At 60.7% G+C, this 19,388-nt stretch carries 10 protein-coding genes; 3 read left to right on the top strand and 7 right to left on the bottom strand.

Annotated features, from left to right (window positions below; all coding sequences use genetic code 11):
* Nucleotides 1–34 precede the first annotated feature (34 nt).
* Together JFT66_RS11980 and purL are read right to left on the bottom strand one after the other, a co-directional pair.
* Nucleotides 35–346 carry an NGG1p interacting factor NIF3 gene (locus tag JFT66_RS11980; RefSeq protein WP_198859318.1) on the bottom strand — a complete coding sequence of 104 codons (312 nt, stop codon included), beginning with the start codon at nt 344–346 and terminating at the stop codon, nt 35–37.
* A gap of 4 nt (nt 347–350) precedes the next feature.
* Nucleotides 351–4,247 (bottom strand): phosphoribosylformylglycinamidine synthase, encoded by a 3,897-nt coding sequence (gene purL / locus JFT66_RS11975; RefSeq protein ID WP_198859317.1) that lies wholly within the window; start codon nt 4,245–4,247, stop codon nt 351–353.
* Nucleotides 4,248–4,533: 286 nt separating this feature from the next.
* Here purL and mltF point away from each other — a divergent pair, with 286 nt between their 5' ends.
* Nucleotides 4,534–5,994 carry a membrane-bound lytic murein transglycosylase MltF gene (gene mltF / locus JFT66_RS11970; protein ID WP_034115870.1) on the top strand — a complete coding sequence of 487 codons (1,461 nt, stop codon included), beginning with the start codon at nt 4,534–4,536 and terminating at the stop codon, nt 5,992–5,994.
* A 124-nt stretch (nt 5,995–6,118) separates the two neighbouring features.
* Here mltF and JFT66_RS11965 read toward each other — a convergent pair whose 3' ends face one another.
* The 5 genes from JFT66_RS11965 to treP all read right to left on the bottom strand — a co-directional run bounded on the left by JFT66_RS11965 (nt 6,119) and on the right by treP (nt 13,567).
* Nucleotides 6,119–6,397 (bottom strand): PTS transporter subunit EIIB, encoded by a 279-nt coding sequence (locus JFT66_RS11965; protein WP_198859316.1) that lies wholly within the window; start codon nt 6,395–6,397, stop codon nt 6,119–6,121.
* A 2-nt stretch (nt 6,398–6,399) separates the two neighbouring features.
* On the bottom strand, nt 6,400–8,931 hold the full coding sequence (gene ptsP, locus JFT66_RS11960; RefSeq protein ID WP_198859315.1) for a phosphoenolpyruvate--protein phosphotransferase: 2,532 nt from the start codon (nt 8,929–8,931) through the stop codon (nt 6,400–6,402).
* 139 nt (nt 8,932–9,070) lie between these two features.
* A complete protein-coding gene (locus JFT66_RS11955) occupies nt 9,071–10,291 on the bottom strand; it encodes a maltoporin (protein ID WP_153872433.1) in 1,221 nt (406 codons plus the stop codon).
* Between the two features lie 68 nt (nt 10,292–10,359).
* Complete coding sequence (gene treC, locus JFT66_RS11950) at nt 10,360–12,006, bottom strand: alpha,alpha-phosphotrehalase (RefSeq protein ID WP_198859314.1); 1,647 nt, start codon at nt 12,004–12,006, stop codon at nt 10,360–10,362.
* Nucleotides 12,007–12,124: 118 nt separating this feature from the next.
* Nucleotides 12,125–13,567 carry a PTS system trehalose-specific EIIBC component gene (gene treP / locus JFT66_RS11945; protein ID WP_198859313.1) on the bottom strand — a complete coding sequence of 481 codons (1,443 nt, stop codon included), beginning with the start codon at nt 13,565–13,567 and terminating at the stop codon, nt 12,125–12,127.
* 237 nt (nt 13,568–13,804) lie between these two features.
* On the opposite strand from treP, the gene treR reads away from it, so the two are divergent.
* Nucleotides 13,805–14,509: a trehalose operon repressor gene (treR, locus tag JFT66_RS11940; RefSeq protein ID WP_034115876.1), complete on the top strand. Its 705-nt coding sequence runs from the start codon at nt 13,805–13,807 to the stop codon at nt 14,507–14,509.
* A gap of 95 nt (nt 14,510–14,604) precedes the next feature.
* The gene (locus tag JFT66_RS11935) at nt 14,605–19,344 is read left to right on the top strand and encodes a membrane-targeted effector domain-containing toxin (protein ID WP_198859312.1); all 4,740 of its coding nucleotides are present in this window, start codon (nt 14,605–14,607) and stop codon (nt 19,342–19,344) included.
* Nucleotides 19,345–19,388 lie beyond the last annotated feature (44 nt).

Here is a 19,388-nt window from a genome sequence, read left to right as displayed (position 1 = left end):
GCTCAGCGGGTTTCTTGTTAATGCAGTATGCGAATCAGAAATCCGCCAATTGCCACACCTCATACGCCGGTGTTTCGTACGGGTGGCTCAGTTTGAGCGCAGCCACTACAGCCACAATCAACTCATCCGCCACCACCAGTTCAACCTTCCATTCTTCAACCACTTCAACCTGGCCCACCTGCCCGATAAACGGCTGGCTGCCGTCCAACGCGCGGAACAGGCCCTGGCCCAGCACTTGCCAGGCGCAGTTGTCGTAGTCGCCGATGCGCCCGCCGCCGGCTGCGAAGACGGCGGTTTTCACCGTCTCCACATGGCTGTCGGGCACAAAGAAGGCGAGCTTGTACACGGCCTTAGTTCACCCACACACGAGCGTTGCGGAACATGCGCATCCAGGCGCCGTCTTCGTTCCACTCTTCCGGGCGCCACGAGTTTTGCACGGCGCGGAATACGCGCTCCGGGTGCGGCATCATGATGGTCACACGACCGTCGCGGCTGGTGAGGCCGGTGATCCCGCGTGGCGAGCCGTTCGGGTTGGCCGGGTAGCTCTCGGTGACCTTGCCGTGGTTATCGACGAAACGCAGTGCCACGGTGCCGGACAAGTCGGCTTCGAGCAGTGCTTCTTCGCTGGCGAACTCGGCGTGGCCTTCACCGTGGGCGATGGCGATAGGCATGCGCGAACCGGCCATGCCTTGCAGGAAGATCGAGTTGGATTCCTGCACCTGCACCATGGCAACACGGGCTTCGAACTGCTCGGAACGGTTGCGCACAAAGTGCGGCCAGAACTCGCTGCCCGGGATCAGTTCGCTGAGGTTGGACATCATCTGGCAACCGTTGCACACGCCCAGGGTGAAGCTGTCGTTGCGCTCGAAGAAGCCCTGGAACGCGTCGCGGGCACGGCTGTTGAACAGGGCCGACTTGGCCCAGCCTTCACCTGCACCCAGCACGTCGCCGTAGGAGAAACCGCCGCAAGCTACGAGACCTTTGAACTCGTTGAGGTCAACGCGACCGGCGAGGATGTCGCTCATGTGCACGTCGATCGCGTTAAAGCCGGCACGGTCGAAAGCCGCTGCCATTTCCACCTGGCCGTTGACGCCCTGCTCACGCAGCACGGCAACCTGTGGGCGGATGCCTTTCTTGATGTAAGGCGCGGCGATGTCCTGGTTGACGTCGAAGCTGAGCTTGGTGCTCAGGCCCGGGTTGTCTTCTTCCAGGATCACGTCGAACTCCTGCTCGGCACAGTCGACGTTGTCACGCAGGCGTTGGATCTGGTAGCTGGTCTCGGCCCACTGGCGTTGCAGCAGGCGGCGCTGGCCGGCAAACACGGTGTCGCCGTTGAACGAGATGTTGATCTCGCCGTTGTTGATCGGCTGGCCGATCACGGCCACGCAGTCGTCCAGGCCAGCGGCGCTGAATTGTGCAAGCACGTCTGGCGTAGCGTCCTGGCGCACCTGGATCACCGCGCCCAACTCTTCGTTGAACAGGATGCCGTTGATTTCGGCAGCATCCTCGGCAACGCTGTCGAGCACGATGTTCAGGCCGCAGTGACCGGCGAAGGCCATCTCGACAACGCTGGTCAGCAAGCCGCCGTCGGAACGGTCGTGGTAAGCCAGCAGGTGGCCGTCGGCATTCAGGCCCTGGATCACGGCGAAGAAGGCTTTCAGGTCTTCGGCGTCATCCACGTCTGGCGCGTGCTTGCCGAGCTTGCCGTGGGTTTGCGCGAGGATCGAAGCGCCCATGCGGTTCTGGCCACGGCCCAGGTCGATCAGGATCAGATCGGTGGTGCCCTTGTCCATGCGCAGTTGCGGGGTCAGGGTCTGACGGATATCGGTGACCGGTGCGAAACCGGTGACGATCAGCGACAGCGGCGAAGTGACGCTCTTGTCAGTGCCGTCTTCGTTCCAACGGGTGGCCATGGACATCGAGTCCTTGCCCACCGGAATGGTGATCCCCAGCTCCGGGCACAGCTCCATGCCGACAGCCTTGACGGTGTCGTACAGGCGCGCGTCTTCACCCGGGTGGCCGGCAGCCGACATCCAGTTGGCCGACAACTTGATGTCGGACAGCTTGCCGATGCGCGATGCGGCGATGTTGGTGAGGGTTTCACCAATGGCCATGCGGCCCGACGCCGGAGCGTCCAGCAGGGCCAGCGGCGTACGCTCGCCCATGGCCATGGCTTCACCGGTGTAGACGTCGAAGCTGGTGGCGGTGACGGCAACGTCGGCCACCGGCACTTGCCAAGGGCCAACCATTTGGTCACGGGCCACCAGGCCGGTGATGGTGCGGTCGCCGATGGTGATCAGGAAGCTTTTGCTCGCTACGGCCGGGTGGTGCAGTACGCGCTCGATGCTGTCGGTCAGGTCCAGCGCGCTTGGGTCGAAATCATCGCCCAGTTCGGTTTCGCGTACGGCCGAACGGTGCATGCGCGGGGCTTTGCCCAGCAGCACTTCCAGCGGCATGTCCACCGGGCTGTTGCCGAAGTGGCTATCCGTGACAGTAAGCTGCGGCTCGGCAGTGGCTTCGCCGACTACGGCAAACGGGCAACGCTCACGTTCGCAGATGGCCTGGAAGCGTGCGAAGTCTTCAGGGCCAACAGCCAGTACGTAACGCTCCTGGGATTCGTTACTCCAGATTTCGTGCGGGGCCATGCCCGGTTCGTCGTTTGGAATGTTGCGCAGTTCGAAGCGGCCGCCACGGTCGCCATCGTTGACCAGTTCCGGGAAGGCGTTGGACAAACCACCGGCGCCGACGTCGTGGATGAAGCTGATCGGGTTCTTGTCACCCAACTGCCAGCAACGGTCGATGACTTCCTGGCAGCGGCGTTCCATCTCAGGGTTTTCACGCTGTACGGAAGCAAAATCCAGGTCTGCCGAGCTGGTGCCGGTCGCCATGGAGGAAGCCGCGCCGCCACCCAGGCCGATCAGCATCGCCGGGCCGCCGAGGACGATCAGCTTGGAGCCGACCAGGATCTCGCCTTTCTTGACGTGTTCTTCGCGGATGTTGCCCATGCCGCCGGCCAACATGATCGGCTTGTGGTAGCCGCGCACTTCATCGCCACGCGGGGTAGTGATGGACTGTTCGAAGGTACGGAAATAACCGGTCAGCGCCGGGCGCCCGAACTCGTTGTTGAACGCGGCGCCGCCCAGCGGGCCTTCGATCATGATGTCGAGTGCGGTGACGATGCGCTCGGGCTTGCCGTACGGCACTTCCCAAGGCTGTTCGAAGCCCGGGATCTGCAGGTTGGACACGGTGAAACCGGTCAGGCCCGCCTTTGGCTTGGCGCCACGGCCGGTAGCGCCTTCGTCACGAATTTCGCCGCCGGAACCGGTGGCTGCGCCCGGGAACGGGGCAATCGCGGTCGGGTGGTTGTGGGTTTCAACCTTCATCAGGATGTGCACCGGCTCCTGCACCGCGCCGTACTGGCGGGTCTCCGGGTCCGGGAAGAAACGGCCGGCGACGGAGCCGACGATGACCGAGGCGTTGTCCTTATAAGCCGACAGAACGCCTTCGCTGTGCATCACGTAGGTGTTCTTGATCATGCCGAACAGGCTTTTTTCCTGGCTTTCGCCGTCGATGTCCCAACTGGCGTTGAAGATCTTGTGACGGCAATGCTCGGAGTTGGCCTGGGCGAACATCATCAGTTCGATGTCGTGGGGGTTGCGCTTCAAGCCGTTGAAGGCGTTGACCAGATAGTCGATCTCGTCTTCGGCCAGGGCCAGGCCCAGCTCGGTGTTGGCCTTCTCGAGGGCGGCGCGGCCACCGCCGAGCACGTCAATCGCGGTCAGCGGCTTGGGTTCGGCGTGGCTGAACAGGCCGGCAGCCTGTTCCAGCTGGCTGACGATGATCTGGGTCATGCGGTCGTGCAGGCTGCTGGCGATCAACTCGGCTTCGGCATCGCTGAACTGGCCGGCAACATAGAAAGCGATACCGCGCTCCAGGCGCTGGATTTTGTCCAGGCCACAGTTGCGGGCGATATCACTGGCCTTGCTCGACCAGGGCGAGATGGTGCCGAACCGCGGCAGAACCAGGAACAAGCGGCCGGTCGGCTCTTGAACAGGAACGCTTGGGCCGTACTTCAGAAGGCGTGCCAGCACTTGCTGTTCGTCGGCGGTCAAGACGCCGGTTACTTCGGCGAAGTGAGCAAATTCAGCGTACAGGCCTGTAACAGCTGGAACCTTCTGGCTCAGTTGCTCTAGGAGTTTGCTGTGGCGAAAGGCAGAAAGGGCAGGAGCGCCGCGCAGGATCAACATCTTCGGGACAGCCTCGGGAAGGGGTGTGCTTTGAGGCCGTGCATTCTAGCGTAAACCATCGCCAACGGCACCCGAAACGCTACCGGTGGCCGCTGCCGAACGTCAGTTGGCAAGGTTTGCACGCGATCAGGGTGTTATCCACGGTACTGGGCGCAGTTATTTTAACCGTCATAATCGCTCGCCAAGCCACGTTTCTGCGGGCTGCAGCACAGTTTAAGCGGCGCTAGCAGACAAGTCCGCCGCTGTCGAGATATGGCGCCATGGGCCGTTTGCGTATACTGCGCAGATGTTCTCCCCAACTGTTTTGCGCCCGCGATGGGTCAAATGGCTCATCGCCACCTCGCTCTTCCTGATGCTCAGTGCCTGTGTTGATAAGCCCAGCACACTTGAGCGAATCAAGGAGGATGGCGTATTGCGGGTGGTCACCCGGAACAGCCCGGCCACGTATTTCCAGGACCGCAACGGTGAAACCGGTTTCGAATACGAACTGGTCAAGCGCTTTGCCGACGAACTGGGCGTAAAGCTGGAAATCGAGACGGCCGATAACCTCGACGACCTGTTCAACCAACTGGGCAAGCCTAACGGCCCGGTGCTCGCCGCCGCCGGCCTGGTGAGCAGCGAACAGCGCCAGCAGCAGGTGCGCTTCTCCCACCCTTACCTGGAAGTGACCCCGCAGATCATCTATCGCAACGGCCAGTCACGCCCGACCAACGCGGCCGACCTGGTGGGCAAGAAGATCATGGTGCTCAAGGGCAGCACCCACGCCGAGCAACTGGCGGCGTTGAAAAAGCAGAATCCTGCAATCGAATACGAAGAATCCGACGCCGTTGAGGTGGTTGACCTGCTGCGCATGGTGGACGAGGGGCAGATCGACCTGACCCTCGTAGACTCCAACGAAGTGGCAATGAACCAGGTGTACTTCCCCAACGTGCGCGTGGCGTTCGACCTCGGCAATGCCAGCCACCAGAGCTGGGCCGTGGCCGCTGGCGTTGACAACAGCCTGCTCAATGAGATCAACGGCTACCTGGACAAGGTCGAGAAGAACGGCACGTTGCAGCGCCTGAAAGATCGCTATTACGGGCACGTCGATGTACTTGGCTATGTGGGCGCCTATACCTTCGCCCAGCATCTGCAACAACGCCTGCCCAAGTACGAGAAGCACTTTCGCGCCTATGCCAAGGCCGAAAAGGTCGATTGGCGGTTATTGGCAGCCATCGGCTATCAGGAATCGCTGTGGCAACCGACCGTCACCTCCAAGACCGGCGTGCGCGGCCTGATGATGCTGACCCAGAACACCGCCCAGGCCATGGGCGTGTCCAACCGCCTGGATGCCAGGCAGAGCATCATGGGCGGCGCCAAGTACCTGGCCAAGATCAAGGATGAGCTGGACGACAAGATCGCCGAGCCCGACCGCACCTGGTTCGCCCTCGCCGCCTATAACGTGGGCGGTGGCCATCTGGACGACGCACGCATACTGGCGAAGAAAGAAGGCCTGAACCCGAACAAGTGGCTGGACGTAAAGAAGATGCTGCCGCGCCTGTCGCAGAAGCAGTGGTACAGCAAGACCCGCTACGGCTACGCCCGGGGCGGCGAGCCGGTGCACTTTGTGGCCAACATCCGGCGCTACTACGACATCCTCACCTGGGTAACCCAGCCGCAGCTGGAAGGCAACCAGGTGGTGGAAGGCAACCTGCATGTGCCGGGTGTGGACAAGACCAAGCCACCGCAGGACAGCCCGCAATTATAAGAACACTGAATACCAATGTGGGAGGGGGATTGCTCCCGATAGCAGGGGGTCAGTCACTGCATGTGGTGACTGACATTCCGCCATCGGGAGCAAGCCCCCTCCCACATTTTGATCTCCGCTTGGCTTAGAGGCCGGTGAGCAGGTGGACTACGCCGCCCGACAACACCATCACGCCTGCTACACCCGCCGCCTTCAACGCCGCCTCATCCAACCCGCCTATATCCTGCAACTGCACCCGCACCCGCGTCAGTGCCACACGCTGCTGTGACTTGAGATTCTCGGCGCCGCCCAATGCACTCAGCACATCGGCCGACAGCAGGCCAGGTGTCGATGGCGCAACCGTTTCGGCAATCAGGTCCGGGGTCAGGGCTTTCCAGAATGCCCGCTGCAATTTCTCCAACATGCTCAGTGCTCCATGACAGGTGAGGTTTCAACGGTGGCCGCGTGGTACAGGCGCAGGGCCTCACGCACTTGGGCGGCTTCTTCCAGGCCCAGCACCTGGCGGGCGATGATCTGGCAGTCAAGCAGGTCCAGTTCGCGCACGGTGGCCTTGATGGTCGGGATCAGCGGTACGCTGACCGACAGCTCATCCACGCCGAGCCCGATCAACATCGGCACCGCCAATGCTTCCGAAGCCAGCGCACCACACACACCCACCCACTTGCCGTGGGCATGGGCGGCTTTGACCGTGGTATCGATCAGACGCAGCACTGCTGGGTGAAAACTGTCGGCCTGGCTGGCCAGGCGCGGATGGTCACGGTCCATGGCCAGGGTGTATTGGGTGAGGTCATTGGTACCGATGGAGAAGAAATCCACATGGGGCGCAAAGACATCCGCCATCAACGCGGCCGAAGGGACTTCAATCATGATGCCCAGCTTCGGTAACTCGGTCAGGCCGAGCGCCAACGCTTCTTCTTCGAGCATCGCGCGCGCCAGATGCAGCTCGGAGAGCAGGCTGACCATTGGCAGCATGATATGCAGCCGCGCTAAACCGGCACTGGTGAGGATGGCGCGCAATTGTTCACGCAGCAACTCGGGGCGCTCCAGGCACAGGCGAATACCACGCAGGCCCAGGAACGGGTTGGTCTCGCTTTCCATCGGCACATAGGCCAAGGGTTTATCGCCCCCCACATCCAGGGTACGCACCACCAGATTGCGCTCGGTGCCAAGGGCGCGGGCGATGGCGCTGTAGGTACTGGCCTGCTCCTCGGGGCTCGGGGCGCGATTGCGGTCCAGGTAGAGAAACTCTGAACGCAGCAGGCCGACACCTTCACCGCCCAAGGCCAGGGCCTGCTCCACTTCCTGCAATGAGGCCACGTTGGCGGTGATCTCGACGTGATGGCCGTCACAGGTGACCGCGGCCAGTGCTGCCTGGGCCACTTCACGTTGGCGTCGCAGCAGTTGCTGTTGGCGAATCGCCTGCAGTTGTTCGATTTCAGCCAGGTCGGGTTCAAGATGCAGCTCGCCTTTGTCGGCATCGAGCAATACCTGCCTGCCGTTGGGCAGCGCCAGTACTTGCGCCTGGACCCCGCAAATAGACGGCAGCCCGAGCGCGCGGGCGAGAATCGCAACGTGGCTGGTTGCACCGCCACCCACGGTGACGAAGCCGAGCACCTTACTGGTATCGAGCCCGGCGGTTTGCGAGGGTGTCAACTGCTCGGCGACCAGGATCGCGCACTCAGGCAAATCCCATGCGCAGTCCGGCACGCCCAGGATCAACTTGAGCACGCGCTGCCCGACGTCGGCCAAGTCCGCTGCGCGTTCGACGAGCAACGCTTTGCCCAAGCCTTCCAAGAGTTTTGCGGTCGCCAATGTGGCGCTGTTCCAGGCAAAGGCAGCGCTCTTGCCTTCGGCCAGCAAGCTGTGGGCGTGCTCAAGTAAGGTGGGGTCTTCGAGCAATTCCTGATGGGCGCGGAAAATGTCGACCTGGGCACCGCCGGCCGCCTTGGCTTGCAGGGTTTGCAGCGCCTGGGCTGCCGCCCGCAGGCCACGCGCCAATGCAGCACGCTCAAAGGCCTCTCCAGCACCGGCCTCGGGGATGTCGAGTTGCGGCTGCGCCACTTGGACAACCTGGCCAAACGCCGAGCCCGGCGACGCACACACCCCCCGCAACACGGTCGGCGATAACACCGGTGCGGCTGGCTTGACCACCCCAGCCGCAGCTGCCAACGTTTCGCCACAGCCGTCTAGCAACAGCGTCACCAGCGCCTGGATCGCCGCCTCGGCATCCTCGCCCGCTGCACTCACTTGCAGGCTATCGCCCCGGGAGGTTTGCAGCGCCATGATCGCCACCAGCGACTTGGCATTCGCGCTCTGGGTTTGCTTGTGCAGGTAAATACTTGAACTGAACGCCTTCGCCGCCTGGGCAAACACCGCCGCAGGGCGAGCGTGCAAACCGTTGGAGTTTGGCAAGGTCAGTGGCTTTGAAAACAGCGCGTCGCCCTCCTCTTCATTCACCTCGGCGAGTGTGTCTGCGGGTGACAAGTGCAACAGCGGCTGGCCTGCCTTGACCCGCGCCTGTTCCGGCACCAGCAGCACAAATGGCTCGCCACTCACCACCAGCATCAAGGTCAGCAGGCTACGTGCATGGAGCGCCACATAGTCGGCGTCGAATTCGATCAGCGGCTGCCCGGCCTCCACCCGCTTGCCTTCCTCGACCAGGCGGGTGAAGCCCTGGCCCGCCAGGTTCACGGTGTCCAGGCCAATATGCAGCAGCACCTGCACACCGTTTTCGTCAGTGACACTCACCGCATGACCGCTGTCCTGGATGTTGCTGATCACCCCAGCCAGCGGCGCGCAGAGGCTCTGCGAGGTGGGATCGATACACAGGCCGTCGCCGATCACGCGGCTGGAAAACACTGGGTCGGGTACCTGATCCAGCGCGAGCAGCACCCCGGACAGGGGCGCCAGCAGTTCCAGGGGTTGAGATGTGGTCATGACGTCACCTGTTGTGTTGTTCTGTAAAAATCATTGGCCGGATGCAAAAGTTGCGGGATGACGAAGATCAAATGTGGGAGCGGCGGTGCGACGATTCGACTTGCTCGCTCCCACATTTAGCCCGTGTACACCCGAAGATCTATTTCCACCAGTATTCGACTTGCACACCCATGTTCGACCCATGCCGTGCCGTGCCATAAGCGCCGGTATCAGACAACGCCGAGCCCGCCGCCAACTCATTCGCGGCACGCTTGGCTGCTTCGTTCCAAGACGCATAGGTGTAATACAACCGCACTTCCGGCCGCGCCCAGAATTCCGGGCCTTTGGGTGACCAGGTCGGGGCGAAGGTAAATTTGCTCAGTTTGCGCGTACCGCCCGTGGCCTCGACCTGATCGTGCCCCAGTTCAGCGACCAGCTTGAATTGCTCGCTGATGGCGTACGCCGGGCGTACACCCAGGGAGATCCAGTTCTGGTCCTGTCGTCCCGGACGTACATCTTTCTGGTACACCGCCTCCACCTGCCCGCCGAAACGCGGGGTCACCTGCCAATCGAAGAACTCCACGGCACGGTAGCTTTTACTGCTCTTGTCCAACGCAGTATTGCCGGTGTAGCCCAGGCCGGTGCCGGGGCCTTCGCCGTACTGCAGGGCGAATTTATTCTTACCGCCCAGGAATGGCGTTTGCACGTGCTGCGCCGTCAACGCCCAACCACTGTTGGTGTCACGCCCACCAGCCTTTGCGATGTAGCTCAAGCCAAGCTCCAGCTCGCCGCCCGGGTTGGTGTTGAAACCTGCCACGTTGAAGTCGTGACGGGTGGCGTATTCCTTCTGGTACAGGTTGTCCTTGCGCGACAAGGCGTAGCTGTATTTCAAGCCGCCGATCAGCACGTCTTCGATCCCCCCGCCGGTGGCGCTCTGGTTCCAGTAGTAGAAATCGGAGATGTGGATGTCGTTACGCTTGTAGTAACGCCGCCCGGCCCACAGTGAGCCGCCATTGAGGCTGGGCAGGTTGGACCACTGCGCGTACATCTGCGGCATGCGCGCCGAGCCGTTGTTTTCGCCCTGGAACTTCAGGGCCCGATCGTACTTGTTGTAGAGCGAGGCCATCGCATCCACGCTGAGCACCGAGCCGTCGTCAAGGGTCAGCAGGTCCTGGCGCAGTTCCAGCTCAGCGTACTGCTCGCATTCGTTACCCAAGCGGTACTTGGTTTGCGCCCCCGGCAGCTGGAAACATTGCTGCTTGCCACTGCCCGTTGACGTGCCCGCGCCGCTGCGCAAGTAACCGGCGAACTCCAGCGCCTGGACGCCAAACGGCGCGGTGAGGCACGACGCAATGAGGCCCAGTTTTATTTTTGTTTTCATGAAGCACTCCTTTTATTTTTATTGTTTTTTCTTGCTTTCTTGCGTGATGCGATTGCCTGTAGGGCGGCTCAATCCTTGAGGTGCAGCACAAACGATTCATAAGGACGCAACACCACCGTGCTCGAACGCACCGGGCAGTCGGGGTAATTGCTGATCAACAGACGTTGCCCGCACATCGGGTTGATCACGTGGTCGGGCAGTTGGATTTCGCAAGCTGTGCCGTAGAAGTTATTGAGCACCAGCAGCCGTTCGCCATGGCCTTCGCGCAGGTACGCCCAAACCTGAAGGTGGTCTTGCAGCAGTTGCTGGTAAACACCGTCCTGGATCAGCGGTTCGCGACGCCGCAGGGCGATCAAGGCGCGGTAGTGATGCAGCACCGAGTCCGGGTCATCCAGTTGGCTTTCAACGTTGATCTGTGCGGCGTTGGCCGGGATGCCAATCCATGGCTCGCCACGGCTGAAACCGGCATTGGCCTGGCTGTTCCATTGCATCGGCGTACGGCCGTTGTCGCGGGACTTCTGCATGATCGCCGCCATGCTCGACGCCTCGGACTCCCCGGCATCGCGCTTGAGTCGGAAGATATTCAGGGTTTCCACGTCGCGGTATTGCGAGATTCTGTCGAAGCCCGGATTGGTCATGCCCAACTCTTCGCCCTGGTACACATACGGCGTGCCCTGGAGGAAGTGCAGCGCCGTGGCGAGCATCTTGGCCGAGACCACGCGGTGTTCACCGTGGTCACCAAAACGCGAGACCACCCGTGGCTGATCGTGGTTACACCAGAACAGCGCATTCCAACCGCCACCGGCCTGCATACCCATTTGCCAGTCAGAGAAAATCTGCTTGAGTTGGAGGAAATCGAAGTCGGCCTTCACCCACTTTTGCAGGTTGGGATAATCGACTTTGAGGTGATGAAAGTTGAAGGTCATCGACAGCTCTTTCGACTCCGGCCGCGAATAGCGGATGCAGTGTTCGAGGCTGGTGGACGACATCTCGCCAACGTTGATCAGGTCATGGCCTTCGAAGACTTCGCGGTGCATTTGCTGAAGGTATTGGTGCACGTTCGGGCCGTCGGTGTAGAAACGGCGGCCGTCGCTGTTGTCTTCGGGGAAGTCAGCGGGCTTGGAGATCAGGTTGATCACGTCCAGGCGGAAACCACCCACGCCTTTGTCGCGCCAGAAACGCATCAGCTTGAACACTTCGGCGCGCACCTTGGGGTTGTCCCAATTCAGGTCGGCCTGGGTGTGGTCGAACAGGTGCAGGTAGTACTGGCCGGTCTGCGCCTCGTACTCCCAGGCGGAGCCGCCGAACTTGGATTCCCAGTTATTCGGCTGGTCGCGCCAGATGTAGAAGTCGCGGTAGGGGTTATCGAGGCTGCTGCGCGCCTGCTGGAACCACTCGTGCTCGATGGAGGTGTGGTTGACCACGATATCGAGCATGAGCTTGATGCCGCGCTTGGCCGCTTCGCAGATCAGCAGGTCACAGTCGGCCATGGTCCCGTAGCTGGGGTCGATCGCGTAGTAGTCGCTGATGTCGTAGCCGTTGTCGCGCTGCGGCGAGCGCAGGAACGGGGTGATCCACAGGCAATCAACACCCAGCCACTTGAGGTAGTCGAGCTTGTCCACGATGCCCAGCAGGTCTCCGGTGGCGTTACCCGCGTGGCTGTGGAAGCTTTTGGGGTAGATCTGGTAGATCACCGAGTGTTGCCAGTTTTGCATGGTGGGTTCCTTCAGTAGAGTTATGGGCTGGCCTTGAGGGCCCCATCGGGGGCAAGCCCCCTCCCACATTTGAAATGCGTTCTCCTGTGGGAGCGGGCTTGCTCGCGAAGGCGGTGGATCAGGCGACCCGATATCCAGGCCGCACGATCTTCATGCTCAACACACAGGTCACGACAAACGGCACGACAATCGCGATGACCATCCCGATCACAAAGCTTGGAATGAACTGCGGAACGATCGAGATAAACCCGGGCAAGCCACCGACACCGATGGCCGAGGCCGTCACCTTGTTCAGCGACAGGAAAATGCTGCCCAGCGCCGAGCCCAGCAGCGCGGCGTAGAACGGAAACTTGAAGCGCAGGTTCACGCCGAACATCGCCGGTTCAGTGATGCCGAAGTAGGCAGAAACCGCCGAGGTCGAGGCCATGCTTTTGTCCCGCGCATTGCGGGTCATGTAGAACACCCCGAGTGCGGCGCTGCCCTGGGCCAGGTTGGACATGACGATCATCGGCCAGATAAAGGTGCCGCCCTGGGTAGAAATAAGCTGCAGGTCCACGGCGAGGAACATGTGGTGCATGCCGGTGATCACCAGCGGCGCATAAAGCAAACCGAAGATCGCCCCGCCGAGCATCGGCGCCAGGTCAAACAGGGTGACCACGCCTTCGGTGATGAGGATGCCGAGGTGGCGGGTTACCGGGCCGATGATCGCCAGGGCCAGCACGCCAGTGACGACGATGGTAGTGATCGGCACCACGAGCAGTTGGATCGCATTGGGCACCCGTGCCCGCAGCCATTTCTCGATGACGCTCATCACATAGGCCGCCAGCAGGATCGGCAGGATCTGCCCCTGGTAGCCGACCTTCTCAATCTGGAACCAGCCGAAAATATCGAAGTACGGCAAGCTCTGGCCGTCGAGGCCGGCGACCGCCTTGCCGTAGTTCCAGGCATTGAGAAGGTCGGGGTGCACCAGCATCAGGCCGAGCACGATGCCGAGGATTTCACTGCCGCCGAAACGCTTGGCCGCCGACCAGCCCACCAGTGCCGGCAGGAACACGAACGAGGTGTTGGCCATCAGGTTGATCAGGCTCCACAGGCCATCCAGGTTCGGGTAGGCCTCCAGCAGCGTCTTGCCCTCGATGAACATGCCCTGGGCGCCCATCAGGTTGTTCACGCCCATCAACAGGCCGGCAATGATCAGCGCGGGCAGGATCGGCATGAACACATCGGAGAACACCCGCACCAGACGCTGCATGGCGTTGGTCTTGTCGGCGCCTTTCTTTTTGACGTCGGCAATGGTGGCGGCGGCAAGGCCGGTCTGTTCGCGCAGGGCGGCGTAGACCTTTTCCACTTCGCCTGGGCCGATCACCACCTGGAACAGGCCGCCGGTAAAGAACGAGCCCTTGACCAGATCGACCTGGTTCAACGCACTGCTGTTGACCAGGTTCGGGTCTTTGAGCGCCAGGCGCAGGCGGGTCACGCAATGGGCGGCTTGCTCAAGATTGTCGCAGCCCCCGAGGTGCTCGAGAATCTCGCGGGCGATAGTCGAATAGTCGTGGCTCATGATCGTTTTCCACTGTGATTGTTTTTATGGGTGGCAGTCATTGGCAGCACGCCGAGGGGAAAAGTACTCGTCTGTACGAGTTAAATCAACAACTCGTCTGTACGAGTTACACTTTTGTTTAATATTGCGAACTGCCCGTCAGATTTTTCCCCAGGCTGCACGGGTGCCCAATGGACAAACCCCACCTGTGCCACTAAGGTTCCTGCCTTGAATGCAAGCCAGGCACAGAGCCATCTCATGAGCAAATACAACCAGATCTATACGGATCTGCTTGCCAGCATCACCACAGAACGCCTGCAACGCGGTACGCGCCTTCCCTCCGAAACCGAACTGATGGACGCCTACCAAGCCAGCCGTGGCACCGTGCGGCGCGCCATCGAGCAGTTGCAGGAGCGTGGCTTTGCACAAAAAATCCATGGCAAGGGCACCTTCGTGCTGTCACCCAACCCGATTGAGTTTCAACTGGGCGGTATCGTCAGCTTCCACGAGACCCACGCCGACCTGGGCGAAGACGTACGCACCGACGTGGTCGAATTCACCCAGCTCCCGCTGGAAGGCTCACTGCTGCAACACATCGAGGCCGAACCCGGCACGCTGATCACCCGCGTCAAACGGGTGCGGCGCATCGGCGGCAAACGGGTGATCCTCGACATCAACCACTTCGTCGCCGACCTGATCCCCGGCCTGGATCGCGAGATCGCCGAACAGTCGATCTACGCGTTTATCGAACAGACGTTGCAGCTGCAAATCAGCTTTGCGCAGCGCACCATCGAAGCCCTGCCGCGCAGCAAAGACGACCAGGCGCATCTGGATCTTGATGGGCAAAGCCATGTGATCGTGGTGAGTAACCAGACGTTCTTGCAGGACGGGCGGCAGTTCGAGTACACCGAGTCGCGGCATACGCTGGATAAGTTCTACTTTTCGGATATTGCGCGGCGATGAGCGCTGGGCATCACGATCATTCGCTAACTATGTAATGCACGAAATAGCAGGTGCCGAGGGAATCTCAACGTTCATTTTGAAGGATGAGCAACCCCATGAACGTGAGTACTCCCCCTGCACTGCCCAATGCGGCCGACAAGGCCGCTTTGAAAGAACTGGCCACTCGCCTGATCCAGGCGTGCCCCAGCCTGCATGACAGCGCCCATCAGACCGCCTGTGAAATTCTGAAAAGGTACGGCGTAGAAGGCCTGGACCCTGACCAGATCTACTACCACCGATTCAAGGCAGCCCAGAGCAGCACCAAGACCTTTACCGGCTGGGAGCATATTCTGGAGAAGCCTTACGAATCGACCACGCTGACCCAACTGGTGATTCATCGATTTCGAGTCACCGACTACGACAACGCCGACCTGCTCGACCTGTATGGTGGGTTCTATACCGCAGGCCCGGAGTTTGGCGACTTCAATGAAACCAACGAAGTGCGCCTGCATGGCAACGAGGTGCTGAAGTACTTTTGGCGTCTGAAGTTCGACCTTCTCTACACGCAAAAACTGGATGATTTCTGGCACACCTTTGCCGACGACTTTCGCACCCTGGCCAAGTGCAACTTCCTCAGCCAGGCCGTCCAGGCCCTTGAGCTCAAAAAACTGACTGCCGATGATTTCCAGACCTGCCTCAACGCCGTCGCGCCCAACCTGAGCTGGCCCGTCACCCGGCAGATGCTGCAAACCGAAACCACACCCAGCAACGGCGTGCAGGTTTATGCGCTGGATGTGGACGGCCATGTCGCGATCAATCTGTTGCGCATCGTCGATGCAAAGGGTCGGCAGATTCTCTACACACCCGGCGACACTCCGGCGTTCGAGGTGCTCGATACCCCTGCGAACCTGCATTGGTGGGTCCTGGACAAGATGAACGAGGAAAAAAACCGCAGCACCTTCCTCTGCCGCTTTCCTCTGTCCGACCGCCAGGCCATGACCGGTAACATCACCGACCTCATGAACCGCCTGGTCGCCACCTGGGGCAAGTCGGACCATCACCTGATCAACCGGACAAACCAGGCCATCACCACCGATGCATTTTCCTGGCTGAGGGACCGGACCCGCTGGTCGATGTATGACGAAGCCCAACAGCTACTGACCACTCAAAAAGCGCTGAAAAAGAAGCTCTGGATAGGCTACCTGACCGTAGGCTTGAAAATTTTTGGCCCGCTGGCGGTGGTCGGCTGGCCAGTGGCCCTGCCCGTATTGGGCGCCAGCATCGCCAACCTGGCGCTGAATATTGATCAGGCGGTCAATGGCCGTACCAGCGAGGAACGCAAGGCCGGTGTGATCGGTGCAGTGCTCAGCGGCATCGATACGCTGTTCAATCTGGTGGCGCTGCACGGCCCTGGTCCGATCGTGGAACTGGGCCCGGAAGTGGATGCCGCAGAAGCGGCCGAGATGGCCAAATTCAAAGCAGCCACAACGCCTGTCGACGAGCCGGTGGTGATACCTGCGCCCAGCGAAACGCCCGTGCTGCCCGCTGAATCGCAACCGCTCACGCCAGCCCCCGCCCAGCCGGAAATACCGGCCGGCTGGAAGCGTCAAAATGGCCTGGAAGGCGCCACTGCGATGAACGAAGGCGGCCGCTACCAAGGCATTTACACCGTCAACTCAAACCCGTCGACCGTCATCAAGTTCAAAGACGCCGTGTATTACGTGCGCTACGAAGCGGATGCCAATGGCAAGGGCACCTGGGCCATCATCGACCCGGCCAACCCTCATGAATTCTTCGGCTCACGTGCGGTACGCCTCAACGCCGAAGGTGAATGGGAATATGCCTTGCAGCCAACGGACGCGATAAGGGGAGGAAGCCCGATAGAACCGGCTCCCCCCCATCAGGCGGCCGCCGCTTCACCAGCAACCGAGGCTGAACAGCGAACCCCCACTTCCTACGGGCCTGCGGGCTATAAGAACGCCCCATCCAGCCTGACTACCCCGTACGACCTCAACAATATGGACAGCTTTCAGATCGAGCTTGCGATGTCTGGCGGCCCCGATTACGCCAAGGTGATCCCTAACGCTGACGGCAGCACCCGCCATTTTTATACGTCTGATTACTTTATCAATCCCGCCCGCTCCAGAATCCTGGCCGATGCGCGTCGCTTTTACTCACGCCCCTTCTTCATCCGCAGCCTTCCGGAACGCCCTGTGCTGCCGGCGATCACGCCTGAACTGTCATCCACTGGGTTCGTCGAAAGCGTCCTGGAAAACGGGGCAAACCTGGTTGTGGCCGAAAGCCCGAAACGCGTCGCCAGCCTGTACTTGCTGATTAAAAACCTGCCCGCGCTGGCGCGCAAAGGCGTCAAGACGCTCTACCTGAACCGCCTGTGCAACGACCTTCATCAACTCGACCTAGACAGGTTCGCGGCTACCGGGGAAATGTCCGCAAACCTGAAAGCCTACCTCCAGGAACTGGATAGCAACTTGCCTGTGCGCTTCAACACAATGGAACTGCTCAACGCCGCCCGCAGCAACAACATACGTGTACAGGCCACCGGCAGCCTGGCCCACTATCGGCCGTACCCGATTGCCGTGGATGACCAGATGGCCAATAACTTTTTGACCAGCGAAATCATCCGCCTGGACCAACTCAAGAATGGGCCCGGTCAATGGGTGGCACTGACCGATGCGCAGCACACCAACACATTCCGCGGGGTGGCTGGGATCAGTGAGATAAATGGAGGCACCAGCGTGCGGGTCAGCGAGGTGCTCAATGGCGAACCCCCGCAGGTCAAAATTGATTACGGCCCCAAAGTGAGCAATACCCCCATCGGTGACCGGACACGCCCCAATCCGACGCTGCTGGACAGCGACTTCACCCTGCTGGTCCCCATGAGGGAGCAAGAGTTCGCAAACCCACACATCTTCAGCTCGCAAAGTGTCGATGAGATGCTCAAGGCTCCCGGCGACTACCTTCTGGAGCAGACGCAAACAGAACTGACACTGATCCACCGCAACCGGCTCAACACGCTGGTACGCAACACCGTCCAGCGTACGGCCAACCATGGTTACTTTCTCGACCCGGGCAACTTTCCTCGGCTCAAGGGCACCGTCTACCCCTCATTGACAGATCTGTGCCAAGCGCTGGATGCACAGGGGCTCAACGCCAAAGGCTTGCCTCTGGTCAAGCGCTGGGTGCCAGCGCCGCAAATCGAGGCTGAGCCCGTGCAGGCGCCGGTGGAAGCGGACGTAGAATCAGGTGCGGCGTTCGCGCCACTGGCAAACCCGACAACCGTAGTTGGAGCGGGTGAAATCCCTTCCATTCCACCCTTGTGGGAAGCCAACGAAATCCTCGAGGGCACGGAATCGGTCAGTGAACCCGGCAGGGATCAAGGCATCTATCGACTAAACTCCAACCCATCCGCCGCGATTCTTTATAAAGACACTCCGTACTACGTCCGCTATATCAACGACGTCAACGGCGACGGTCATTGGGCAATCATCGACCCGCAAAATCCTTATGCACTGTCAGAGAACATCCCAGTGCGCTTCAACGCCCAAGGCGAATGGGAGGTGGTCCCTAAGCCCGGCCTGAGAGGAGGCGGAGGGCAACTGCTCAACAGGCTGCTTGGCCACACGCCCTTGGTGGAGGCTCAAAGCCCGGCCGTCGCCTATGAAATACCGCCTGACTTACGCTCCCCTTTGGAGAACGCCGCCGCCGGACCGCTCCCTGAGCGCTATGCCTTGAGCGACGAAGGCATCATGACCTGGCCCGACGAACTCGACCCCTATGCGCCGTTCAAGGCCAGAAGGCAGCGTTTGTTCAAAGACGCCGTGGCATTCCTGAGTAAGTTCACCGTGAAAAATCGGCCACCCGTGCCAGCGTTACCTGCCAAGGCGCCAACCGCCACCTGGCTCAAGGGGCTCCTCAAGGACGTGCGCGCAATAGTGGTCGGCGAGGCTCACAACAGCGTGGGAAGCAAGCAACTGCTGATCGAGCATATGGAGTTATTAGCCCAGGAGAACGTCAAAACCCTGTATTGCGAACACCTGCTCAGAGACTTTCACCAGGCTGCCCTGGATACGTTCGCCGAAACCGGTGAGATGCCCGAGAAACTCAGGCGCTACCTTCAGTCATTGGACGCAGGCCAAGGTACAGACCCCCTGGGGCAATACAACTTCATGGAACTGGTTAAAGCCGCCCAGGCCAATAAGATCCGGATCCAGGCCATTGATTGCCTGGCCAGTTATCGAACTGATGGCTTCACCGCCGCCGTGAGCGACAGTCTCGTCCCCACCGGTGCGGAGCGCCATGCCCTGATGAACTACTACGCGAGCACCGTGATTCGTGCCGACCAGGCAGCGCAAGGTGCGCATAAATGGGTGGCACTGGTGGGCAATACCCACGTCAGCGACTACAAGGGGGTTGCTGGGCTGAGCGAACTGGAAGAAGTGTATGGCCTGAGGGTGGAAGATGTTGCACCCGGGCAATCCCAAGGCATCATACCGGACCCCGGTATCCCGGCGGTCGGCAATGAAGGCGCGGTGAAAAGCGATCTGTTGTTTCAGGCACAGATACCCCGAAAGCCTTCAACCCGGGAGGCATTCGAGGCCCTGCTGCAGCGCTCCGGGGCGTTCACAGTCGACTCATCATTGTCGCCAATCCTGAAACATCGCAGCAAACTGGGGGAGTTGGTTTCCACGGATATCCGTAACCAGAACGGCTATTTCTTCATCGAGCGCCCCAGCTGGCCGAGTGTGAGCGGCAAACGCTTTGGCAGCCTCAAAGCATTGTTTGCCGCGCTTGAGGATATGGGTATGGTGATGGTTGGCAAGCCGGCACCGCTATGACCCATACAACACTCAGCTACGGCACACGCTGGCCACGTTCTACT

The organism is Pseudomonas sp. MF6755 (assembly GCF_016405635.1).
Lineage (GTDB): Bacteria > Pseudomonadota > Gammaproteobacteria > Pseudomonadales > Pseudomonadaceae > Aquipseudomonas > Aquipseudomonas haemolytica.
Note: the sequence above shows the minus strand (reverse complement) of the source record. Positions and strands in the feature narration are given on the sequence as shown.